At 68.0% G+C, this 20751-nt stretch carries 22 protein-coding genes; 10 read left to right on the top strand and 12 right to left on the bottom strand.

Going from position 1 to position 20751, the window contains the following annotated elements; translation table 11 throughout:
• Window positions 1–11: 11 nt before the first annotated feature.
• Entirely contained in the window at window positions 12–593 is a 582-nt protein-coding gene (locus tag LIW09_RS00525) for an ECF-type sigma factor (RefSeq protein WP_256646051.1), read from the bottom strand.
• A 61-nt stretch (window positions 594–654) separates the two neighbouring features.
• Window positions 655–1482, bottom strand: coding sequence for a bifunctional DNA-formamidopyrimidine glycosylase/DNA-(apurinic or apyrimidinic site) lyase (gene mutM / locus LIW09_RS00520; protein WP_256646050.1), 828 nt, complete (start codon window positions 1480–1482; stop codon window positions 655–657).
• A 65-nt stretch (window positions 1483–1547) separates the two neighbouring features.
• On the opposite strand from mutM, the gene LIW09_RS00515 reads away from it, so the two are divergent.
• Both LIW09_RS00515 and LIW09_RS00510 read left to right on the top strand, forming a co-directional pair.
• Window positions 1548–2072: a TlpA family protein disulfide reductase gene (locus LIW09_RS00515; RefSeq protein ID WP_256646049.1), complete on the top strand. Its 525-nt coding sequence runs from the start codon at window positions 1548–1550 to the stop codon at window positions 2070–2072.
• Between the two features lie 41 nt (window positions 2073–2113).
• The gene (locus tag LIW09_RS00510; RefSeq protein ID WP_256647103.1) at window positions 2114–2395 is read left to right on the top strand and encodes an EF-hand domain-containing protein; all 282 of its coding nucleotides are present in this window, start codon (window positions 2114–2116) and stop codon (window positions 2393–2395) included.
• A 91-nt stretch (window positions 2396–2486) separates the two neighbouring features.
• Here the strand turns inward: LIW09_RS00510 and LIW09_RS00505 are convergent, their stop codons facing one another.
• The 3 genes from LIW09_RS00505 to LIW09_RS00495 all read right to left on the bottom strand — a co-directional run bounded on the left by LIW09_RS00505 (window position 2487) and on the right by LIW09_RS00495 (window position 6958).
• The gene (locus LIW09_RS00505; protein WP_256646048.1) at window positions 2487–3503 is read right to left on the bottom strand and encodes a 3-oxoacyl-ACP synthase III; all 1017 of its coding nucleotides are present in this window, start codon (window positions 3501–3503) and stop codon (window positions 2487–2489) included.
• Window positions 3504–3626: 123 nt separating this feature from the next.
• Entirely contained in the window at window positions 3627–3941 is a 315-nt protein-coding gene (locus tag LIW09_RS00500) for a DUF4156 domain-containing protein (RefSeq protein ID WP_256646047.1), read from the bottom strand.
• 173 nt (window positions 3942–4114) lie between these two features.
• Window positions 4115–6958, bottom strand: coding sequence for a M16 family metallopeptidase (locus LIW09_RS00495; protein WP_256646046.1), 2844 nt, complete (start codon window positions 6956–6958; stop codon window positions 4115–4117).
• 105 nt (window positions 6959–7063) lie between these two features.
• Between LIW09_RS00495 and LIW09_RS00490 the strand changes: the two genes are divergently transcribed.
• The 3 genes from LIW09_RS00490 (at window position 7064) to LIW09_RS00480 (ending at window position 8959) form a co-directional block, all read left to right on the top strand.
• Window positions 7064–7768 carry an SDR family oxidoreductase gene (locus tag LIW09_RS00490; RefSeq protein ID WP_256646045.1) on the top strand — a complete coding sequence of 235 codons (705 nt, stop codon included), beginning with the start codon at window positions 7064–7066 and terminating at the stop codon, window positions 7766–7768.
• Between the two features lie 10 nt (window positions 7769–7778).
• Entirely contained in the window at window positions 7779–8258 is a 480-nt protein-coding gene (locus tag LIW09_RS00485) for a tRNA (cytidine(34)-2'-O)-methyltransferase (RefSeq protein WP_256646044.1), read from the top strand.
• A gap of 143 nt (window positions 8259–8401) precedes the next feature.
• Window positions 8402–8959 carry a porin family protein gene (locus tag LIW09_RS00480; RefSeq protein ID WP_256646043.1) on the top strand — a complete coding sequence of 186 codons (558 nt, stop codon included), beginning with the start codon at window positions 8402–8404 and terminating at the stop codon, window positions 8957–8959.
• A 96-nt stretch (window positions 8960–9055) separates the two neighbouring features.
• Here LIW09_RS00480 and LIW09_RS00475 read toward each other — a convergent pair whose 3' ends face one another.
• The 5 genes from LIW09_RS00475 to LIW09_RS00455 all read right to left on the bottom strand — a co-directional run bounded on the left by LIW09_RS00475 (window position 9056) and on the right by LIW09_RS00455 (window position 12174).
• A complete protein-coding gene (locus tag LIW09_RS00475) occupies window positions 9056–10084 on the bottom strand; it encodes an NAD(P)H-dependent glycerol-3-phosphate dehydrogenase (RefSeq protein ID WP_256646042.1) in 1029 nt (342 codons plus the stop codon).
• A gap of 12 nt (window positions 10085–10096) precedes the next feature.
• Window positions 10097–10618 (bottom strand): protein-export chaperone SecB, encoded by a 522-nt coding sequence (gene secB, locus LIW09_RS00470; RefSeq protein ID WP_256646041.1) that lies wholly within the window; start codon window positions 10616–10618, stop codon window positions 10097–10099.
• 114 nt (window positions 10619–10732) lie between these two features.
• Window positions 10733–11167: a rhodanese-like domain-containing protein gene (locus LIW09_RS00465; RefSeq protein WP_256646040.1), complete on the bottom strand. Its 435-nt coding sequence runs from the start codon at window positions 11165–11167 to the stop codon at window positions 10733–10735.
• A 64-nt stretch (window positions 11168–11231) separates the two neighbouring features.
• Entirely contained in the window at window positions 11232–11657 is a 426-nt protein-coding gene (locus tag LIW09_RS00460) for a hypothetical protein (RefSeq protein WP_256646039.1), read from the bottom strand.
• A gap of 46 nt (window positions 11658–11703) precedes the next feature.
• Complete coding sequence (locus tag LIW09_RS00455) at window positions 11704–12174, bottom strand: YiiD C-terminal domain-containing protein (protein ID WP_256646038.1); 471 nt, start codon at window positions 12172–12174, stop codon at window positions 11704–11706.
• Window positions 12175–12219: 45 nt separating this feature from the next.
• On the opposite strand from LIW09_RS00455, the gene LIW09_RS00450 reads away from it, so the two are divergent.
• From LIW09_RS00450 to hemF, 5 genes are read left to right on the top strand one after another with little or no spacing between them, the layout of a single operon-like run.
• Window positions 12220–12990: a uroporphyrinogen-III synthase gene (locus LIW09_RS00450; protein WP_256646037.1), complete on the top strand. Its 771-nt coding sequence runs from the start codon at window positions 12220–12222 to the stop codon at window positions 12988–12990.
• A gap of 15 nt (window positions 12991–13005) precedes the next feature.
• Window positions 13006–13983, top strand: a complete 978-nt coding sequence (locus LIW09_RS00445) for a hypothetical protein (protein ID WP_256646036.1) — start codon at window positions 13006–13008, stop codon at window positions 13981–13983.
• Window positions 13980–15230 carry a heme biosynthesis HemY N-terminal domain-containing protein gene (locus LIW09_RS00440; protein WP_256646035.1) on the top strand — a complete coding sequence of 417 codons (1251 nt, stop codon included), beginning with the start codon at window positions 13980–13982 and terminating at the stop codon, window positions 15228–15230. Before LIW09_RS00445 ends, LIW09_RS00440 begins: the two co-directional genes overlap by 4 nt.
• A 27-nt stretch (window positions 15231–15257) precedes the next feature.
• Window positions 15258–16103: an EamA/RhaT family transporter gene (locus tag LIW09_RS00435; protein ID WP_256646034.1), complete on the top strand. Its 846-nt coding sequence runs from the start codon at window positions 15258–15260 to the stop codon at window positions 16101–16103.
• 23 nt (window positions 16104–16126) lie between these two features.
• Window positions 16127–17062 (top strand): oxygen-dependent coproporphyrinogen oxidase, encoded by a 936-nt coding sequence (gene hemF / locus LIW09_RS00430; protein WP_256646033.1) that lies wholly within the window; start codon window positions 16127–16129, stop codon window positions 17060–17062.
• Here hemF and LIW09_RS00425 read toward each other — a convergent pair.
• Window positions 17059–17538 (bottom strand): DUF421 domain-containing protein, encoded by a 480-nt coding sequence (locus tag LIW09_RS00425; protein WP_256646032.1) that lies wholly within the window; start codon window positions 17536–17538, stop codon window positions 17059–17061. The two genes, hemF and LIW09_RS00425, sit on opposite strands and share 4 nt — an antisense overlap.
• Window positions 17539–17968: 430 nt before the next feature.
• Window positions 17969–20731, bottom strand: a complete 2763-nt coding sequence (gene polA / locus LIW09_RS00420; RefSeq protein ID WP_256646031.1) for a DNA polymerase I — start codon at window positions 20729–20731, stop codon at window positions 17969–17971.
• Window positions 20732–20751: the final 20 nt, after the last annotated feature.

The following is a 20751-nucleotide window of genomic DNA, read 5'->3' as shown; positions in this document are numbered from 1 at the left end:
CGACCTTGCGGTCAGGCCGGCGGCGCCTCCTGCAGCGAGGCCAGCAGGAACAGGCGCGCTTTCTGCCAGTCGCGGCGCACGCTGCGTTCCGAGCGCTGCATCAGGGCGGCGATTTCCAGTTCCGACAGCCCCGCGAAATAGCGCAGCTCCACCACTTGGGTCAGGCGCGGATCGACGGCCGCCAGGCGCGTCAGTGCGGTATCCAGCCCGAGCATGTCTTCATCCATGCGCAGCCCGCCTTCCAGGTTTTCCGGCAGCTCGGTGACGCGGTGCAGGTCACCGCCGCGCTTTTGCGCCAGGCGCTGGCGCGCGTAATCCACGATCACCGAGCGCATCGCCGACGCGGCATAGGCGAAGAAGTGCGCGCGGTCGTCGAACTGCGCGCTGCCGGCGCCGCGTCCGATCAGCTTCAGATAGGCCTCGTGCACCAGCGCGGTGGCATCCAGCGTATGCCCGTGCTGCTGCCCCGCCAGCTGGCGCCGGGCCATGCCGTGCAGCTCCTGGTAGAGCGTGGCCAGCACCCGATCCAGCGCGCTGCGGTCGCCTTCGCGCGCGGCTTCCAGCAGGACGGTGATTTCGCCGGTATCGGTCATCAGCAGGGCGGTTCGGGTGAGACGGGGTTGCCGCACTATAACCAAGCGCGACCGTTGGCGTTCAGCGCTGGCAGTGCGCGCACCAGACGCTGGCGCGCTGGCCGATGCTGGCCTGCTTCAGCGCGCGACCGCAGCGCAGGCAGGGTTGCCCGCCGCGGCCGTAGGCCAGCAGTTCCTGTTCGAAATAGCCGGGCGCGCCGTCCGGGCTGATGAAGTCGCGCAGGGTGGTCCCGCCGCGCTGGATGGCGTGCGACAGGATGCGTTTCACCGCATCGGCAAGGGCAACGCAGCGTTCGCGCGAGATCTTGCCCGCCGCGCGCAGCGGTGCGATGCCGGCCATGAACAGCGCCTCGGCGGCATAGATGTTGCCCACCCCGACCACCACGGCCTGGTCCATCAGGAAAGTCTTGACCGGGGCGCCGCGGCCGCGGCTGCGTGCGTACAGATACTCGCCGTCGAATGCGTCCGACAGCGGTTCCGGGCCAAGCCCGGCGAGCAGGGGATGGCATTCGCCGGGCGCTTGCCACAGCAGGCAACCGAACCGGCGTGGATCGTTGAAGCGCAATACGCGGGCGGGTGCGCCATCGGGGGCATCCAGCGCGATGTCCACATGATCGTGCGCGCGCAGCGCGGTGGTGTCCGGCAAGACGCGCAGGCTGCCGGACATGCCCAGATGCAGCAGCGCGCTGCCGGCCTCGGTGTCCAGCAACAGGTATTTGGCGCGGCGGCGCACGCAGGCAATGCGCTGCCCCGGCAGCAGGGTCTGCACTTCCGGCGGGATCGGCCAGCGCAGATCGGGCCGGCGCAGCACCACCCGCGTCACCCAACGCCCTTCGACATGCGGCGCCAGACCGCGGCGGGTGGTCTCGACTTCGGGAAGCTCAGGCATGCGCGTATTGTCGCAGGCGGCTGCTACAGTGCGCTCGTTTTCCCCGCATCCAATCCGGACACGCCATGCGTCGCTACCTGCTTGCCCTTGTGCTTTTTGCGGTTGCCTGTGCCGCCCAAGCCGCCGGCCCGGCCATCGGCGACGCCGCCCCGGGCGCGCTTGGCAAAGGGCGCGACGGCAAGCCGGTCACGCTCGAGCAATACCGTGGCAAGATCGTGGTGGTGACGTTCTGGGCCTCGTGGTGCACCTACTGCTTGAAGGAGTTGCCGGTACTTGACTCATTGCAGCGCCACGCGGGCAACCTGCTGCAGGTCGTTGCGGTCAACGTGAAGGACACGCCCGAGGATTACCGGGTCATGATGCGGCAGATGAAAAGCTACGCGCTGCTGCAAAGCCGCGACGCCGATGGCGGCATCGCTGATCGCTATGACGTGAAAGGCTATCCCAGTCTGTGGATCGTGGACCGCCAGGGCCGCGTGGCCGCGCATCACGCCGGCTATGGTGAAGGAATGCTGGATACCATCATCGACGAGATCAATGCGCTCCTGCGCGACCCCGTTGCCGCCGCTGAAGCGGCGCCGCAACATTGAACGGCCTGCCGCTGCTTGCCCTGTCATTGGCGCTGCCGGCAATGGCGCAGGTGCACGGCAGCGGCGATTATCTGGCGAAGATGGATGCCGACCGCGACGGCCGCGTGTCGCTGGCCGAATACCAGGACTGGCTGAGTTACGCCTTCGATGGGATGGATCGTGATCACGATGGCGTGCTCTCGGCGGACGAGCAGCCGGGCGGCAAAGGCCCGCCGATCACCCGGGCGGCGCATCGTGGACAACTGGCGATGCGTTTTCGCAAGCAGGATGCCAACCACGACGGCTATCTGGACGCAACGGAACTGGCCGCGCCGCCTCGCTGAAGCATGCGCATGCCCCATGGCGCCAGACCAGGCGTCGGGGCAGGCGGGTGTTGGCCGCGCGCGACGGGCGGAGTGACCGGTCAGGCCGGCACTACCACTCCACTTCCGCCATCGAGCAGTTCAGGCCCGATCCGATCCCGAGCAACGCGATGCGGCTGCCCTTCTTCAGGCGGCCCATTTCGCGCAGCTTGGACAGCACGATCGGCACCGAGGCCGGGCCGATGTTGCCGTATTCGGCAAAGATGGTCATGACTTTCTTCGGATCGATGCCCATCGCCTTGGTGAACGCGGCGGTGTGCACTTTGCTGACCTGATGGATGACGAATTCATCCAGTTCGCTCGCTACCCAGCCCAGCTTCTGTTTGGCGACATCGAAGGTCTTGGTGGCCAGCTTGATGCCTTCGACCAGCAGCGTGCGGGTGTCGGTGATCATGCCATCCAGGTTGCCGCGGCAGAGCTTGTTCCACTCGGTGGCGGCGCGGGTGACGCCGCCCTTGTAGCGCGGCGCGCCCGGCGCAAGCTCGGCGCGCGCCAGCACCATCGCTGCCGCACCGGAGCCCAGCGTCAGGGTGGCCAGTTCGCTGCGGAAGTTCTCTTCGGTGAGTTCGATGCGGCTCATCCGGTCCAGCGTTTTCTCGTAGGCCAGATTGGCGGTCTCGCCATCCACCACCAGCGCGTAGTCGATCTCGCCGCGCTCGATCATGCGGCTGGCGATGTCCATGCCGTTGATGAAGGCCAGGCAGGCGTTGGCGACATCGAAATTCTGGCAGGTGTCGGGCAGGCCGAGGTTGCCGCTGACGATGGAGGCGGTGGACGGCTCCAGGTAGTCGCGGCTGACCGAGGTGTTGACCAGCAGGCCCACCTTGTCCGGATCGATGCCGGCATCGGCCAGCGCCTTCACGCCGGCCAGGGTGGCGGCATCGGACGCCTGCACGTTGTCGTCCCACAGGCGGCGGGCATGCACGCCGGCGACGTCGCCGAGCACGTCGATCTTGATGCCCAGCCGATCCAGCGTCGGCTTCAGGCGGGCGTTGATCTCGTCCGAGCCCAGGCGACGCGGGGCGTCGATATGGGCCAGGCCGGCAATGGCGACATGTTGGAACAGCATGGTGGGGCACTCGCGCTGGCGCCAGGAAGGCGCCGGAACCGCATAGGATAGCGCTTCACGAAACCATTCGCTGGCGTATTGCCAAAATCGTGCGCAAATCCCGGTCGCGATCGGGGCCGGCGTTCAGTTGCAGCGCCACATTGCCCAGCGCTGGCTGCCCTCATGCGGCATGTCCTGGGGGCTGATCGTGTTGGCGCCGAGGCCGGGCGCCTCGTTGCGGGCCAGCGTTTCCAGCTCGTCGCGCACCTGGGTTGGATTGCGCTCGTAGAAGCCGACTTTGTGGGTGATCGACACGGCGACTTCGCCGCGCTTCTCGCAGCCGCTGGGTGCGACCGACAGCACCTTCACCTGCTGCGCGCCGGGCGCCATCTTGACGAAGGTGCAGGCTGGCAGGGCAAGCACCAGCAGGGCGGCGGCAAGGCGGATCGACGGGGGCATGCGCAGGTTCCCGGAAAAAAGAAGACGCGCCGGATTGTCGCCCGGCGCGTCTGAATCGTGCAAAAGCGACCCCTCCCCGGCCCTCCCCTGCGCCGCAGGGGAGGGAGCAGAACATCCTCCCCTTGCGCGCAGCGCAGGGGGAGGTTGGGAGGGGAGTGCTCTTGAGCGCGAACTTACTTCTTCGCCACCGGCTGGCCGTTGGCGTCGAGCACCGTCACCTCGCCCAGATTCAGCGCGCGCACCGGTGCTTCGATCTTCGACAGGTCGCCCACGATCAGCCAGGTCAGGCCGTTGGCGTTCAGCAGCTTGGCCTCGGCGTTGACCTGGCCCGGCGTCATCGCCTGGATCTCGGCCGTGCGCTGGAACACGTAGTCGTCCGGACGGCCATACAGCACGTTGCTGGCGATGGTGTTCATCACCGACGACGCGGTCTCGTAGGCGCCCGGCAGGGTCAGGGTCAGCACCTTCTCCATGCCCTCGACTTCTTCGCCGCTGGCCGGACGCTTGCCGCTGGCGTAATCCGCGATTTCGCGCTGCATCTCCGCCACGGCTTCACCGGTCTTGTCGATCTGCACCGGCGCCGAGGCCATCCACAGGCGCTGGCCCACGGCACCGCCGGCACCGCTGCGCGCGCCGTAGGACCAGTGTTTGTCCTCGCGCAGGTTCATGTTCAGGCGGGCGGTGAAGTCGCCGCCGATGACCATGTTGGCCATGTCGAACTGAACCGCCTTCGGGTCGCTGCTGGATGGCACCGTTTGCGCCGCAAAGATGTTGGCCTGCACGGCGCCCGGCTGGTCGATCAGGAACACCCGCGGCTGTTTCTGCAGCGCGACCTGCGGAATGACTGCGGCGGTGCCGGCCTTGCCGGTGGCCTTCCAGTCACCGAAATGCTTTTCCAGCACCGGCAGGATGTCTGCCAGCGTGGTGTCGCCCACCACCACCAGGGTGGCATCCTGCGGGCGCAGCGCACCCGCCTGCCAGGCGGTGAGGTCGGCGCGGCTCAGGCTGGCGATGGAGGCTTCGGTGCCGCTGCCGGTACGCGGCGTGGCGTAGGGGTGGCCAGCACCGAAGACCAGGCCCGGCAGCACGCGCTGGACGATGCCGTTCGGGTTGGCTTTTTCCTGCTTGATGCCGGCAATCCACTGCCCGCGCACGCGGTCGATGTCGGCCTGGTCGAAACGGGGGGCGCGCAGCATGTCGGCGAACAGAGTCACCGAGGGTTCCAGATTCTGCTTGAGCGCGGACAGATACACGCTGCTGCTGTCCAGCCCGGCACTGGCGCCGAGGTTGGCACCCAGCGCCTGCGCGCGGTCGGCGAAGGCCAGCGCGTCGAGGTTGCCCGCGCCTTCGTCCAGCAGGCCCATGGTGAAGCTGGCCATGCCCGGCTTGCCGGCCGGATCGGCCGCATAGCCGCTGCGGAACTCGTAGCTCATCTGCACGACGGGGATGTCGTGGCGCTCGGCCAGCACCACCTTGGTGCCGTTACTGAGCGTGGCGTGCTGCTGGGTCGGGAACTTCAGGTCGGGGAAGCTGGCCGGCATCGGCACGCCGGCTTTGCGATCCACCGTGCTGGCCGTGGTCTTGTACCTGGCGTCCACCTTCGGTGCCTGGAACGGTGCCGGCGTCACCGCCGGTGCTTCACCAATGGCTACCCGCTTGCCCGGGTTGACCACCAGCGTATGGCTGCCCTTGCCCGCGCCCAGCCAGGTGTTGCCGGCGACGCGCAGCGACTCCGGCGTGGCCTCGGCCAGAGTTTCCAGGCTATCGCGGAAGCAGCCTGGGTTGCCCACGAACACCGCGCATTCGGCCAGCGCGTCAGCCTTGCCGCCAAAGCCGCCAATCCGCTCCACGCCGCGAATCCAGCCGCCCTCGATGGCGGTGCGGTTGCGATCCAGCTCGTCCTGGCTGGGGCCGTCCCGCAGCAGCTTGTTCAGCTCGTCGTCGATCGCAGCCTCCACCTTGGCCACGTCCACGCCCTGCTTGACCGCGGCGCTGATCATGAAGGTGCTGCTGAGCTGCGAGCCGTAGGCGCCGGCGCTGACGTTGTCGACCAGCTTGTCCTGATGCACTAGGCGCTTGTCGAGACGCGAGGACTTGCCGCCGCCCAGGATCTGCGCCAGCAACTGCAGGCGGTCGAGGTCCGGCGCGCCGAACTGGGCCACGTTCCAGACCCGGTAGATGCGCGATTGCGGCACCTGATCGGTCATTTCGGAGTGCGAGTTGGCGGTGTGCGCCGCCACATCGACCTTGGGCTGGGCCATGGTCGGCGTTGCCGGGATGTCGCCGAAGTACTTCGCCACCTTCGCCTTGGCCGTGGCGAGGTCGATGTCGCCGGCCAGCACCAGCACCGCATTGTTGGGGCCGTACCAGGTCTTGAACCAGGTCTTCACGTCATCGAGCGAGGCCGCATTGAGGTCGTTCATCGACCCGATGGTGCTGTGGTGGTACGGATGTCCTTCCGGGTACATGATCTTGCCGATCTCGTCCCAGACCTGGCCGTAGGGCTGGTTCTCGCCCTGGCGCTTCTCGTTCTGGACCACGCCGCGCTGCTCGTCCAGGGTCTTCTGGTCGATTGCGCCCAGCAGGTGGCCCATGCGATCGGACTCCATCCACAGCGCGGTATCCAGCGCAGTGGTCGGCACGTTTTCAAAATAATTGGTGCGGTCGGAATTGGTGGTGCCGTTCTGGTTGGTGGCGCCGATCGCCTTGAACGGGGTGAAGAATTCGCCCGGCGCGTTCTCGCTGCCGTTGAACATCAGGTGCTCGAACAGATGCGCGAAGCCGGTGCGGCCCGCCGGTTCGTCCTTGCTGCCCACGTGGTACCAGACATTGACCGCCACGATGGGTGCCTTGCGGTCGGTATGCACGATCACCCGCAGCCCGTTCGGCAGGGTGAAACTCTCATACGGGATATCCACGGCAGGCATGTTGGCGGCCTGCGCCTGAGGTGCGTAGCCGCCACAGGCCAGGGCAGTGGTCAGCGCAAGCGCCAGGGCAGCGGGACGAAGGACGGACATGGGCAACTCCTGTTGATGCGGCATGGGAAAAACCGCGAACCGCCGATGATAGCTCCGGCGAATGGCCGATACACTAGGCCGGAAGCCACTCCCTGGAGCGCACCCATGCCCCGCACCGCCCTCGTCACCGGCGCCAATCGCGGCATCGGCCTGATGTTCACGCGCCAGCTGCTGGCGCGCGGCGGGCGCGTCATCGCCACCTGCCGCTCGCCCGGCAAGGCCACTGCGCTGGGCGCGCTGGCCGGCGAATTTCCCGGTCGCCTGTCGATCTTGCCGCTGGACGTGGCCAACGATGCCTCGCGGGCGGAGCTGGTGCGGGAGCTGCCGCTGGTGCTGGGTGAAGACGGACGCCTGGACCTGCTGCTCAACAACGCCGGCGTGCTGCACTCCGGCGAGCGCTTTGGCCATCTCCGGCAGGCAACGCTGGAACACAGCCTGCACGTCAATGCGGTGGCGCCGCTGCTGCTGACCCAGCAGCTTGAGCCGCTGCTCGCCGACGGGGCCATCGTGGCCAACCTCAGCTCGCAGCTTGGTTCGATCGAAGGCGTGACGCGCTTCGGCGCGCCCAGCTACGCGATCAGCAAGGCCGCGCAAAACATGGCCACCGCGCAATTGGCGCAGGCCCTGGCTGCACGCGGCATCGTGGTGTTGGCCCTGCATCCGGGCTGGGTACAGACCGAGATGGGCGGCCGCAGCGCCACCGATGCCCCGGACGCGGTGGTGGCGGGGATGCTGCAACTGATCGATGCCGCCACACCGGCGCAGTCGGGACGCTTCTTCGACTGGCGCGGGCAGGCGCTGCCGTGGTGAGGGCCTGCTGATGCCGCACGTCATCCTGCACCGCCCGGAAATTCCGCCCAATACCGGCAACATCATCCGCCTGTGTGCCAATACCGGCGCCCGGCTGCACCTGGTGCGCCCGCTCGGGTTTTCCATCGACGACCGGCAACTCCGGCGCGCCGGACTGGATTACCACGAATACGCGCACATGCAGGTCCACGACGATCTCGACGCCGCGCTGGCCGCCATCGCCGCCGTTGCAGGCGCGCCGCCGCGCATCTTCGCGCTGACCACCCGCGCCAGCGTGCGCTTCGACGCCCCGGCATACCGCGACGGCGATGCCTTCCTGTTCGGCAGCGAAACCTCGGGGCTGCCGGCCGACGTGCTGGGCCGGATTCCGGACGCGCAGCGCCTGCGTTTGCCGATGCGGCCGCACAACCGCAGCCTGAATCTGTCCAACGCGGTGGCGGTGATGGTGTTCGAGGCGTGGCGCCAGGCCGGCTTCGAGGGCGGCCAATAGGCGCCGCGCGTACACCAGCCCAGCAGAACGATACCTGTACGGAATTGTTGCCGATTCAGGTCTTGTTGCAGCGCACAGCGAAGAATTGCGCCCACGTCCTGCCACTCGGCCGGGCGGAAAACAACAACATGGAGGTCCACCTCATGAAGCGTCATGTCATTGCCCTTGCTCTGATCGCCGCCATGCCTTTCGCCGCCTCCGCGGCCGACGGCATCAACTACAACTACGTGCAGGGCGGCTACGTCGCCACCAACACCAGCGGTCCGGACGCCGACGGCTGGGGCCTGGGTGGCTCGGTTGCCGTGCATCCGAACTTCCACCTGTTCGCCGACTACGCCAACCAGAAGATCAATCACACCAGCATCGATTTCGACCAGTGGCGCGTGGGCGGCGGTTACAACCGCGAGATCGGCAAGAACACCGATTTCGTCGCCAACGTCGCCTATGAGCGTCTTGACGCCGGCGCCGGCGTCAATGCCGACGGCTACAGCATCGAAGGTGGCGTGCGCAGCATGCTGGCCTCGAACTTCGAAGGCTACGCGATGATCGGCTACCTGGACGGCAAGAACTACAGCGGCGACGCGTATGGCCGTTTGGGCGCCACCGTCAAGTTCAACCAGAACTGGGCCGTGAATGCCGACGTGCGCGTCGTCAACGGCGGCGACACCCAGTGGTTCGTGGGCCCGCGCTTCACCTGGTAAGCGGTTTCCGCACCATCGAAACGAAAAACGCCCGGCACTACCGGGCGTTTTTTTTGGCCGCCAGCCGCGGCGACACCTTTTGTCCCGGCAAAGGCGTCAGCCGAACAGGGCCTGCGGATATTCGGCCTTGCGCTCGCGTGCCATCAGGCGGGCCAGGCCTTCGGCGGGCGTCACGCTGCCGTGCAGCACGTCGCGCACGCCTTCGGCGATGGGCAGTTCGATGCCGTGTGCCGTTGCCAGGCGCATCACCTCGTCGGCGGTCTGCAGGGACTCCACCACCTGGCCGATGTCGCGCACCGCATCCTCGATCGAGGAGCCGCGGCCCAGCGCCAGCCCCAGCCGCCGGTTGCGCGACAGATCGCCGGTGCAGGTCAGCACCAGGTCGCCCAGCCCGGCCAGGCCCATCAGTGTTTCCGGGCGCCCGCCAAGGGCGATGTTGAGCCGCAGCATTTCGTTGAGGCCACGGGTGATCAGGCCGGCACGGGCATTCAGGCCCAGACCCATGCCGTCGGCGACGCCGGTAGCGACCGCCAGCACGTTCTTCATCGCGCCACCCAGCTCCGCGCCGCGCATGTCGTTGCCGGTATAGGCGCGGAACGCGGGGCCGTGCAGCACATCGGCGACCTGCTGGCAGAAACCGGCATCGTCCGAATGCACGGTCAGGGCGGTGGGCAACCCCTCCGCGACTTCCTTGGCGAACGAGGGGCCGGTGACCACCGCCAGCGGCACCTCGTTGCCCAGCACGTCGGCGGCCACTTCATGCAGGAAGCGCCCACTGCCCGGCTCGAAGCCCTTGGTGGCCCAGGCCACGCCGGCCTGCGTGGGCCGCAGTGGCGCCAACGCGCGCAGGGTTTCGGCAAACGCATGCGACGGCACCACCATCAGCACCAGGCCGGCATCGGCCAGCGCTTCGTGCAGGGAGGTGGTGGCGCGCAGATTGCCCGGCAGCGGGATGCCGGGCAGGTAGCGCGGGTTCTCGCCGCGGCCGCTGATCGCGGCCACGACGGCCGGATCGCGGCCCCACAGCACGGTGGAATGCCCGTGGCGTGCAATCAAGGCGGCCAGCGCGGTACCCCACGAACCCGCGCCGAGGACGGCAACGGGCGGTTTGTTCAACGCCGTCATGCCGCCGTTGGATCAGGCGTTGCCGGCGGTTTCGGCGTTGGCCAGCGCACCGCCGTCCAGTTGCCCGGCGCGCTGGCGCAGGGTTTCACCGTACAGGGCATCAAAGTTGATCGGCTGCATCGGGAACGGCGGGAAGCCGCCGGCGCTGATCAGCTGACCCACCACCACGCTGGCATAGGGGTAGAGGATGTTCGGGCACTGGATGCCCAGCATCGCGTCCAGAATGTGGTCTTCCATGCCGGACAGGCCAAACACGCCGGCCTGCTCGACTTCCGCCAGATACGCGGTCTTGCCGTTCAGGGTGCAGGTCAGGGTGATGCCCAGGCTGACTTCGAAGGCGTTGTCGGCGAGGCGCTGCACCTTCTGGTTCAGCTTCATCTGCAGGTCGGGCTGGCCCTGTTCATTGAAGACCTGCGGCGCGTTCGGCGCCTCGAAGGACAGATCCTTCACGTAGAGCTTTTCAACGGTGAAGGACGCGCCCTGCGGCTGGGCGTCGGCAGCCGGGGCGGCGCCGTTCAGGGTTTCATCGGACATGGACAACTCCAGAAAATGCAGGAAGCGCAAGAAGAGGGAAGCAAAGGATTATCGCACCGAAGCGGCGACCAGACCGACGTGGGGCCGCCGCGCCGGCTTCGCAAGGGTGGCGCGTCAGCGACCCTTGACCAGCGGCAGGTCTGCCGCCTGCCAGCTGCGGATGCCGCCTTCCAGCACCGACACGTGGACGAAGCCGGCCTTGCGCAGGCGCCGCGCGGCGGCGGTGGCGGTTTGGCCAACGTTGCAGACCAGCACGACAGGCAACGACCTGGCGGCCACCAACGCCTTGTTTTCGGGGTCGAACTGGCTCATCTGCACGTTTTTCGAGCCGGCGATATGGCCCTTGGCGTAATCGCCGGCAATCCGCAGGTCCACCACCAGCGCGTTGTCGCGGTTGACCAGCGCGGTCAACTGGGCCGGGCCCACCTGGCGCACACCGCCCAGCAGGCGGGCGATCTCGTTGACGATGATCGCCACGGAAATGCCGGCCAGCGCCAGCGAAAGTATCTTGTTTTGGCCTGCAAACGCGGCCAGTTCTGCAAAAGTCACGGTATCGACCCGCGGCAAGGGGGCGGCAATTGTAGCCGCTGCACCGCCAGGCTGCCGCGCGGGCTCATTGCTCCTGCCAAAGATCCGGCAGGCCGCTGGTCTGCCACCACGTCTTGATCTGCGGGTCGTAGCGCCAGTGCTCGCGGAAACGCACGGTGCGCTCGACCTGGGTATTGCGGTTGATCACCCCGATTTCGATTTCCCGCTCCACCTCGCCATCGCTCAGCGCAACGCCGCCCCGCTCGCGGTAACTGGAAATCTGCACCTGCTGATAGCGCGAGAAATCGAGGTCGGTCAGCGGATGCTCGGCCCGGACTTGCGGATCCACCAGATTCCATGCGCCTTCGAAGTCGTTCCAGCGGATCGCCGCCGACCAGGTGTACTGGGCCAGCTCCAGTGCCCGGGTCGGGCCCTTGCCGCCGGCCAGCGCGGCGGTGGACAGCAGGCCGAGGCAACACAGCAGCAAACAGCGCAGCAGCAGTCGGGTCATTGCCGTGGTTCCGCCGGGGAAGACCGGCATCGTAACCGCTGCCGGGTCAGGATTTTTCAATGGCGACGTAACGCCCGACGAATGTCGCCGCCACGCCGCCGTTGGCGAGCATGGCCCTTGCCTGCAGGCGGATGCCCGCGCGGCCTTGCCGGCGCAGGGTATCCACCAGCAATGCGTGCTCGCCGGCATCGTCGAACGTCGCCTCGACCACGATGTCCTCGAACACCGGCTTCAGGTAGCGCACGCGGCTGTCGGCCACGAACACGTCGGCATGCAGGCCGGCGCCTTCCAGCTCCAGCGAGATCAAGCCCCATGCGGCAATGGTCATCAGCGAAATCAGGCTGCCGCCGAACGCGCAGCCCTTGTCGTTGATGTTGGCACTCAGCGGCGCCTGCAGGCGCAGGGCGCCGTTGCGCCATTCCAGTACCCGCGGTTGCAGTGCCGCCACCGGCGGCATGGCAGCAAAATGGGCAGTCAGCGCATCCAGCGCGGTATCGGGCTTGGCAAGTTGATCCATGCGCAAAGCCTGACGCAAACCCGATCACCATGCCAAGCTGTATGCATGCCCCGCCTTGCAGATCAAGCACTTCCGCTTCAAGACTGGACCGTACTGTCGCTGCGTCCGCGCGGGCAGCACGCCGGTTTGCGTGCTGCGTGCATGCGTTTCGGCGCGCGCCTGCTGGCGGTGTCGCCGATCGCCATCAAGCACACCGACGATGCGCAGACACGGCGCGACCTCGGCGCTGCATTGGCGGCCGGCATCGTGGTGTTCACCAGCCCCAACGCGGTGCGTGCGGCCTCGGCGCTGGCTGCATTTCACGCCCGCCCCGCGCAGTGCTGGCTGGCCGTGGGCGAAGGCACCCGGCGGGCGCTGCAGCGTGCCGGGGTGCCGGCCGCTTCGCCGCAGCAAATGGACAGCGAAGGCCTGCTGGGGATGCCGCAGCTTGCCGCCGTGAACGGCCAGCGGATCGGCCTGGTGACGGCGCCGGGTGGACGCGGCAAGCTGCAACCGGCGCTGCGCGCGCGCGGGGCCGACGTGCTGCGCGCCGATGTGTATGCGCGCGCAACCGTGGCGTTGACCGCGGCCAGCCGGCACGCGCTGGCCGCAGCCCTGCACGACCCGCGGCATGTGCTGCTGGCGCTGAGCAGTGGCGAGGCGTTGCTGGCGCTGTTGGCGCAGGTCCCGCAGCACAGCCTGCGCGAGATCGCGCTGGTGGCCGCAAGCGATCGCCTGGCACAGCTGGCGCGCGACGCGGGGTTCACCCGCGTGGCTTCGGCGTCCGCTGCACGCCCGGCGTCGCTGTTGCGCGCCGCCGCCGCCGCCTTCGTTTAGCATCGCCGGGTGAACATGCCATCGTCCCCCGCGCCGGTCTCGCCCGCCCGCCGCTCTCGTTCCGGCAGCTTGCTCCTGCTGTTGTTGCTGCTCATCGTGCTGGCCGCAGCGGGCGGGTTCGGCTGGCAGCACTGGCAACGCCTGCAGGCCCAGGTGCACGCGCAGGCGGACCAGCAGCGGGCGGCATTGGACGCGCGCATCGATGCCCTGCGCCTGAGCCAGCGCGCGCAGGCGCAGCGCCTGCAGCAGGCCGAAGCGACCAATCGCGTTCTGCGCGAGGAATTGCTGGGCATCGGCCAGCGCGCCGCCTTGGTCGAAGACACGGTTTCCAAACTGGCCGATCCCGGCTACCACGGCGCGCAGGCGCTGCGCCTGGACGAGATCGAACTGGTGCTGGGCATCGGCCAGCAACGCCTGCAGCTGGACGACGACCTCGACGGCGCGCGGCGCGCATTGTTGCTGGCAGCGCCGCTGCTGGCGGGGATTGATGATCCGGCGTTCCTCAACCTGCGGCAGACGTTGGCGCAGGAGCAGGCGGCGCTGGACGCGCTGGGCGCCGATCCGCGCGCGCGGGCCACGGTCCTGCTCGACACGCTGGATGCCGGCCTTGGCGCGGAACCCCGTGCGGCTGCCGACGAGGCAGTGGGCAAGCCGTGGTACGAACGCCTGCTGGATCGGCTCGTGCGCAGCCACCCAACCGCATCCGCCGGGCTGGACGAGCGCGTGGACCGCGAGGCCGCGCTCGCCACCGTGCAGCTTGAGATCAGCCTGGCGCGGGCGGCGATCGAACGCCGTGATGCGCCGGGCTTGCGGCGCGCGCTGGCGCGGATCGATGGTTGGCTGCGACGCCTGCTGGCCGGCAATCCGGAGTTGGCTGAAAGGCAGCGCACGCTCGCGCAACTGGCCGCAATGCCGCTGCATCAGGCCAGCCCCTTGGCCGGCAGCACGCTGGCGCAACTGCGCAGCCTGCGCGGAAGGAGTGACATGCAATGAACCTGTTTCGCAGCATGCTGCTTTGGCTGTTGCTGGCGGTGGTGGGTGCACTGCTGGCGCAATTCCTGCTGCAAGACCCCGGCCATGTGCTGGTGCGCTATCGCGGCACCGACTACACCACCACGGTCGCCGTGGGGATTGGCCTGCTGCTGGCCGCCATGTTGGCCATGGCGCTGCTGTGGACGCTGCTGCGATTGCCGTTCCGGCTGTGGAACCGGCATCGCAAGCGCAGGACGCGGGCACGATTGATTGATGGATTGGGCGCCTTCCAGCGCGGCGACTACGCGCGCGCCGAGCAGCTGTTGCGCAAGGCGGCAGAGGGGCGCGATGCGGAAGCGGTGGCGCGGACGCATGCCGCGCGTGCCGCGTGGGCGCGCGGTGACGATGCTGCGGCCACGGCGCTGCTGGACGGCTTCGAGCAGCGCCATCCCGCCGTGCGCGCCCTGGCCGTTGCCGAGCACGCGCTGGCCGAGGACGCACCGGATGCGGCGCTGGCCGCGCTGGACGCAGCACCGGCGCAGCCGTTGCCGGCGCATGGATTGCTGCTGCGCGCCCGCGCGCTGGCCGCCAGCCGCCGCAGCGGTGAGGCGTACGGGCTGCTGGGCGCGCTGCGTCAACAGCAGGCCCTGCCGCCGGCACAGCTGGATGCCTTGCAGGCAACCTGGGCGGGGCAGGCGCTGCGCGAAGCCGCCGATCCCAATGCGCTGGCCGACCTGTGGGATGCGTTGCCGGAGCCCCTGCGCACCCTGCCCTGCGTGGTGGCGGCCTACGCCACGCGCGCTGCCGCGTTGCGCTGGGATGAGGCGGCAACCCGCAGCCTGGAAGCGGCGCTGGATGCGCGCTGGGATGAAGACCTCGCCGCGCTGTACGGCGCACTTGACGTGTCCCGCCTGGACCTGCGCCGCGCGCGCATCGACACCTGGCTGCATGCGCATCCTTCCAGCCCGTCATTGCTGTTGGCCGCTGCGCGTATCGCCCAGCGGCAAGGCCGCTGGTTGCCGGCGGAGGACGGACTGCATCGCGCCATCGCGCAAGGTGCAGGCGCTCCCGCCTGGGAGGCGCTCGGCGATGGCGCCGTGCAGCTGGGCGACGAGGCGCGCGCGCGGCTGTGCTACGCCAATGCACTGCGTCAGGCGCGCGGCGATGCCCTGCTGGAGCTGCCCGGCCGCGGCTTGCGCCAGCAGATCGCCGACACGGCAGCGATCGAGGAACGCGATGAACACGGTTTGCCTCGCCTGCGCGGCTAGCCGGTTGCATCCACGCGGGCAGCATCGATGAGTGTCCTGTTGCTTGCCGCGCTGTGCAGCGTGCTGGTCTCGGTGCTGCTGAAGCTGGCCAAGCGCGCTGGCGTTGACGTGGGCCAGGCGGTGGCGTGGAATTACGTGGCGACCGGCGCGCTGACGCTCCTGGTCCTGCAGCCGCCGCTGGCGCCGCTGCGCCACGCCGATGCCCCGTGGCTGGCGCTGGCAGGGCTTGGCCTGCTGCTGCCAGGCATCTTTCTCGCGCTTGGCGCATCGGTGCAGCACGCCGGCATCGTGCGTTCTGATGCAGCGCAACGGCTGTCGCTGCTGATCCCGTTGGCCGCCGCATTCACCCTGTTCGGGCAACCGGTGGACGGCGCGACGCTGCTCGGCTGCGGTTTGGGCCTGCTGGCGCTGGCCTGCATGGTCTGGCGCAGCGGGCGCGACGCGGGCGATCGCGGTGCCGCGCGCTGGGGCTGGCCGCTGGCGGTGTTCGCCGGCTTCGGCCTGATCGACGTGCTGTTCAAGCGCGTCGCCGCTGCCGGCCCGCCGCTGGGCAGTTCACTGCTGGCGGTATTCGCACTGGCGCTGCTGGTCGCGTTTGCGATCCAGGTTCTCAGGCGCGCGCGCTTCACGCTCCGCAGCGCACTGGGTGGGCTGCTGCTGGGGCTGTGCAACTTCGGCAATATCCTGTTCTACCTGCGTGCGCACCGTGCGCTGCCGGATCAGCCCGCGCTGGTGTTCGCCGGCATGAATCTGGGCGTGGTGATGCTGGGCGCAGCGGTCGGCGTGCTGCTGTTCAAGGAGCGCCTGAGCCGCACCAACGGCGTTGGCCTGCTGCTGGCGCTGGCGGCCATTGCGCTGCTGGCATGGGCCTGAGCGTCAGCTTCTACAATGGGCGAATGAACAACATTCCCGGCATCGGCAGCGTCCGCGATTACCTCACCGATTTGCAGGATCGCATCTGCGCCGCCATCGAAGCCGCCGACGGCCGCGCGCGCTTCCACGAAGATGCGTGGACGAAGGCTCCCGCCAGCTCGCCGATCCGCGGCGGCGGGCGCACCCGCGTGCTGCGCGACGGCGCGGTGTTCGAACAGGCCGGCATCGGTTTTTCCGACGTGTCGGGCGACCGCCTGCCGCCGTCTGCGACGGCCAACCGGCCCGAACTGGCGGGCGCGTCCTGGCGCGCGGTCGGCGTTTCGCTGGTGTTCCATCCACGCAACCCGTTCGTGCCGACCACGCACGCCAACGTGCGCCACTTCCGCGCCGAGCGCGACGGCGAGACGGTGGCGTGGTGGTTCGGCGGCGGCTTCGACCTGACCCCGTTCTATCCGTTCTTTGATGACGTGTTGCACTGGCACCGCACCGCGCGCGCGCTGTGCGAGCCGTTCGGCGGCCAGGCGCGCTACGACGCGCACAAGAAATGGTGCGACGAGTATTTCTTCCTGAAGCACCGCGACGAGACGCGCGGCGTGGGCGGGCTGTTCTTCGACGACCTGCACGGCGACTTCGACGACTGCTTCGGCTACCTGCGCGCGGTCGGCGACGGCTTTCTCGATGCCTACCTGCCGATCGTCGAACGCCGCAAGGCGACCCCATTCGGCGAGCGCGAGCGCCAGTTCCAGCTGTACCGGCGCGGCCGCTACGTGGAGTTCAACCTGGTGTTCGACCGCGGCACGCTGTTCGGCCTGCAGAGCGGCGGGCGCACCGAGTCGATCCTGATGAGCCTGCCGCCGCTGGTGCGCTGGGAATATGGCTACCAGCCCGAAGCGGGCAGCGCCGAGGCGCAGCTGGCCGACTACCTGCGCCCGCGCGACTGGCTGGCGGACGCCGGCTAATCGCGGGATTTGGCCATCACCGTGATATGGCCGTTGGTTTCCAGCAATGCCAGGTGCACGCTACTGACATCTTCGATGTTGTTCATCCGCAACGCTTCCTTGAAATCCTCTTCGCTCACCAGTTCGCGTCGCAGGACGCGCGGGAAGACCTTGCCCTCGCGCGCCAGCACCACCGGCGCGCCTTCGATCATCCGCTCGGCGCGGTGGTTTCGCGAAATCAGCATCGCCATCGCGTAGTTCAGCACCATCAGCGTGCTGGCCATGATCGCGGCGCCCGTCAGCGAGTTGTCACCGCCGTTGATGCCGTTTTGCACTGCGTTGCCGATCAGGATCAGCAACACCAGGTCGAACGGGGTGAACTGGCCGACCGCGCGTTTGCCCGACAGCCGCATCAGCACCAGCACCAGCGCATACACCACTACCGCGCGCAGGATGAAATGCCACCACGGTGCAGACAGCTGGAACAGTGCATTCATGCCAACTCCAGACCACGGCAAGACAGTTTGCAACTGTCCGGTGGAACGCCCTTTTAGTAAAGGGGGCGCGGCGAAGCCGCGGGGCTCTGGAAGCCACCGGCATGGGGCTCCAGGGTTTGCGCAGCAAGCTTTCGATGTTTGTCGCCGCCAACAAGACGACCACAAAAAAGCCCCGCAGCCAGGGGGGACTGCGGGGCCCGGGGAAGACTGGCTGGGGAGAACCGAGCCTTCCGGTGATCACACCAGGGGAGGGGTAGTGATCGGTAACAGGCGTTGCACCTGTTACGGGGTATATGACCACTTCCCGCATGGATGGTTCGTGAAGATCGGGGTTAAAAAACCGTTCGGTTCATGAATGATTCATTGCATTTTCCAGGGCGCCGAAAACGCCTGTCCAACGTCACGGTTTGCCCGGACTTCCTGCCGATTTTCAGTGCGCCTGGTCCCAGTTGTCACCCACGCCCGAATCCACGACCAGCGGCACCCGTAGCTGCGCGGCGTCGGCCATCAGCGCCGGGGCCTTGTCCAGCAGGTCGGGAACGAAGGCTGCATCCACCTCGAACACCAGTTCATCGTGTACCTGCAGGATCATCGATGCGTGTTCACGATGGCCGGCCAGCCAGGCATCCACCGCCACCATCGCGCGCTTGATGATGTCGGCGGCGGTGCCCTGCATCGGCGCATTGATCGCGGCGCGTTCGGCGCCGGCACGCTGCGCGGCGTTGCGCGAATGGATGTAGTCCAGCGCCAGCCGGCGTCCGAATACCGTTTCCACGTAACCCTGGTCGCGCGCCTGCTGGCGGGTGCGCTCCATGTAGTCGCGCACGCCGGGATAGCGGTTGAAGTACAGCGCGATGTAGTCCTGCGCTTCGCCACGGCTGACGCCCAGCTGCTTGGCAAGGCCGAACGCGCCCATACCGTAGATCAGGCCGAAGTTGATCGCCTTGGCGGCGCGGCGCTCATTGCCTGACACCTCGTCCAGCGCTTTGCCGAACACTTCCGCGGCGGTGGCGCGATGGATGTCCGCGCCGGCGGCGAACGCGCGCAGCAGCGCCGGGTCTTCCGACAGGTGGGCCATGATCCGCAGCTCGATCTGCGAGTAATCGCAGGCCACCAGTTTGCGTCCCGGCGGCGCGATGAAGGCGGTGCGGATGCGCCGGCCGTCGTCGGTGCGGGTGGGAATGTTCTGCAGGTTGGGGTCTGATGACGACAGCCGCCCTGTGGCGGCGCCGGCCTGGTGGTAACTGGTGTGCACGCGGCCGGTATCGGGGTTGATCATCTCCGGCAGCTTGTCGGTGTAGGTGCTGCGCAGTTTCGCCAGGCCGCGATACTCGAGAATGATGCGCGGCAGCTCGTGCTGGTCGGCGATGGCTTCCAGCGCTTCCTCGTTGGTGGAGGGCGCACCGCCCGGGGTCTTGACCAATGCCGGCAGCTTCAGCTCGTCGAACAGCAGCGCGCCCAGTTGCTTGGGCGAATCCAGGTTGAACGTGCGGCCGGCCAGCTCGGTGGCTTTTTGCTGCGCGGCCAGCATCCGCTTGGACAGGTTCGCCGACTGCCGCCGCAGTTCGGCCATGTCGATCAGCACGCCGTTTTCTTCCACCCGCGCCAGCACAGGCACCAGCGGCATTTCGATGTCGCGATAGACCGACAGCAGCGCCGGCTCGGCCTGCAGCTGCGGATGCAGCACGCGATGCAGGCGCAGGGTGATGTCGGCATCCTCGCCGGAATAGCGGGTGGCATCGTCAATGCTCACCTGCGCGAACGGAATGGCTTTTGCGCCCTTGCCCGCCACGTCCGCGTACTTCAGGGTCTGGTAACCCAGGTGGCGCTGCGCCAGCGAATCCATGTCGTGGCGCGCGATCCCGGCATTCAGCACGAAGCTTTCCAGCAGGGTGTCATCGGCATAGCCTTGCACCGCGATGCCGTGGCGATGCAGCACGTGCAGGTCGTATTTGCCGTTCTGGCCCAGCTTGCGTTTTGTCGGATCCGTCAGCAGCGGGCGCAGCGCCTCCAGCACGGCGTTGCGCGGCAGCTGCGCGGCTGCGCCGGGGCCGTCATGCGCCAGCGGGATGTAGCAGGCGCTGCCGGGTTCCACGCTGAGGCTGATGCCGACCAGATTCGCGCGCAGCGCGTCCAGCGAATCGGTTTCGGTATCGAAGGCGAATTCGTGCGCGCTGCGCAGCTTGCCCACCCACGCAGCGAGCTGGTCCGGGGTGAGCACGGTCTCGTATGTGCCCGCCGCCGACAGCGCCGGATCGATGTCAGCCGGCACAGGCGCGGCAGCCGGCGCGACGAAGCCGCGCCCCGGGCCATTGGGCAGCCTGGCGACGGCATCGGCGGAGGCAGCGCCGCCGTCCAGTTCCTTCAGCGCCTGGTTCATGCCGTAACGCGCGTACAGCACCCGCAGTGCGTCCGCATCGCGTTCGCGCAGGTGCAGGTCGTCCGGCGATTGCGCCAGCGCCACGTCGGTCTTGATGGTCACCAGCTCGCGATTGAGCGGCAGCCTGCCCAGCGCCGCGCGCAGGTTCTCGCCGATCTTGCCCTTGATCGCTTCGGCATGCGCAACCACGCCGTCCAGCGAACCAAATTCGGCCAGCCATTTGGCGGCAGTCTTCGGGCCGCATTTCTCGACGCCGGGCACGTTGTCCACGGTATCGCCCATCAGCGCGAGGTAATCCACGATCTGGTCGGCGCGCACGCCGAACTTCTCGATCACGGCCGCGTCCGACTCCAGCCGGTTGCCGCTCATGGTGTTGACCAGCCGCACCCCGGGCCGCACCAGCTGGGCGAAGTCCTTGTCGCCGGTGGAAATGGTCACCTCCAGACCCCGCGCCACCGCCTGCAGCGCCAGCGTGCCGATCACGTCGTCGGCCTCCACGCCCGGCTCGCGCAGGATCGGGATGCCCAGCGCCGACACCACGTCCAGCATCGGTTCAATCTGCGCGCGCAGCTCCTCCGGCATCGGTGGGCGATTGGCCTTGTAGTCGGCATACAGCGCATCGCGGAAGGTTTTCCCCGGCGCATCGACCACGAAGGCGATGCGCTCGGGCTTCTCCTTCAGGTGCCCGCGCAGCATGTTGACCACGCCGAACAGCGCCCCGGTCGGCTCGCCGGCCGCGTTGGTCAGCGGCGGCAGCGCGTGGAAGGCGCGATACAGGTAGGAAGAACCGTCGATCAGGACAAGGCGTGCCATGCCGGGATTCTAATGCCGAC

It is taken from the genome of Thermomonas paludicola (assembly GCF_024498955.1).
GTDB classification, from domain to species: Bacteria; Pseudomonadota; Gammaproteobacteria; order Xanthomonadales; family Xanthomonadaceae; genus Thermomonas; species Thermomonas paludicola.
The sequence above is the reverse complement of the archived record's forward strand: the minus strand, read 5'-3'. Positions and strand labels throughout refer to the sequence as shown.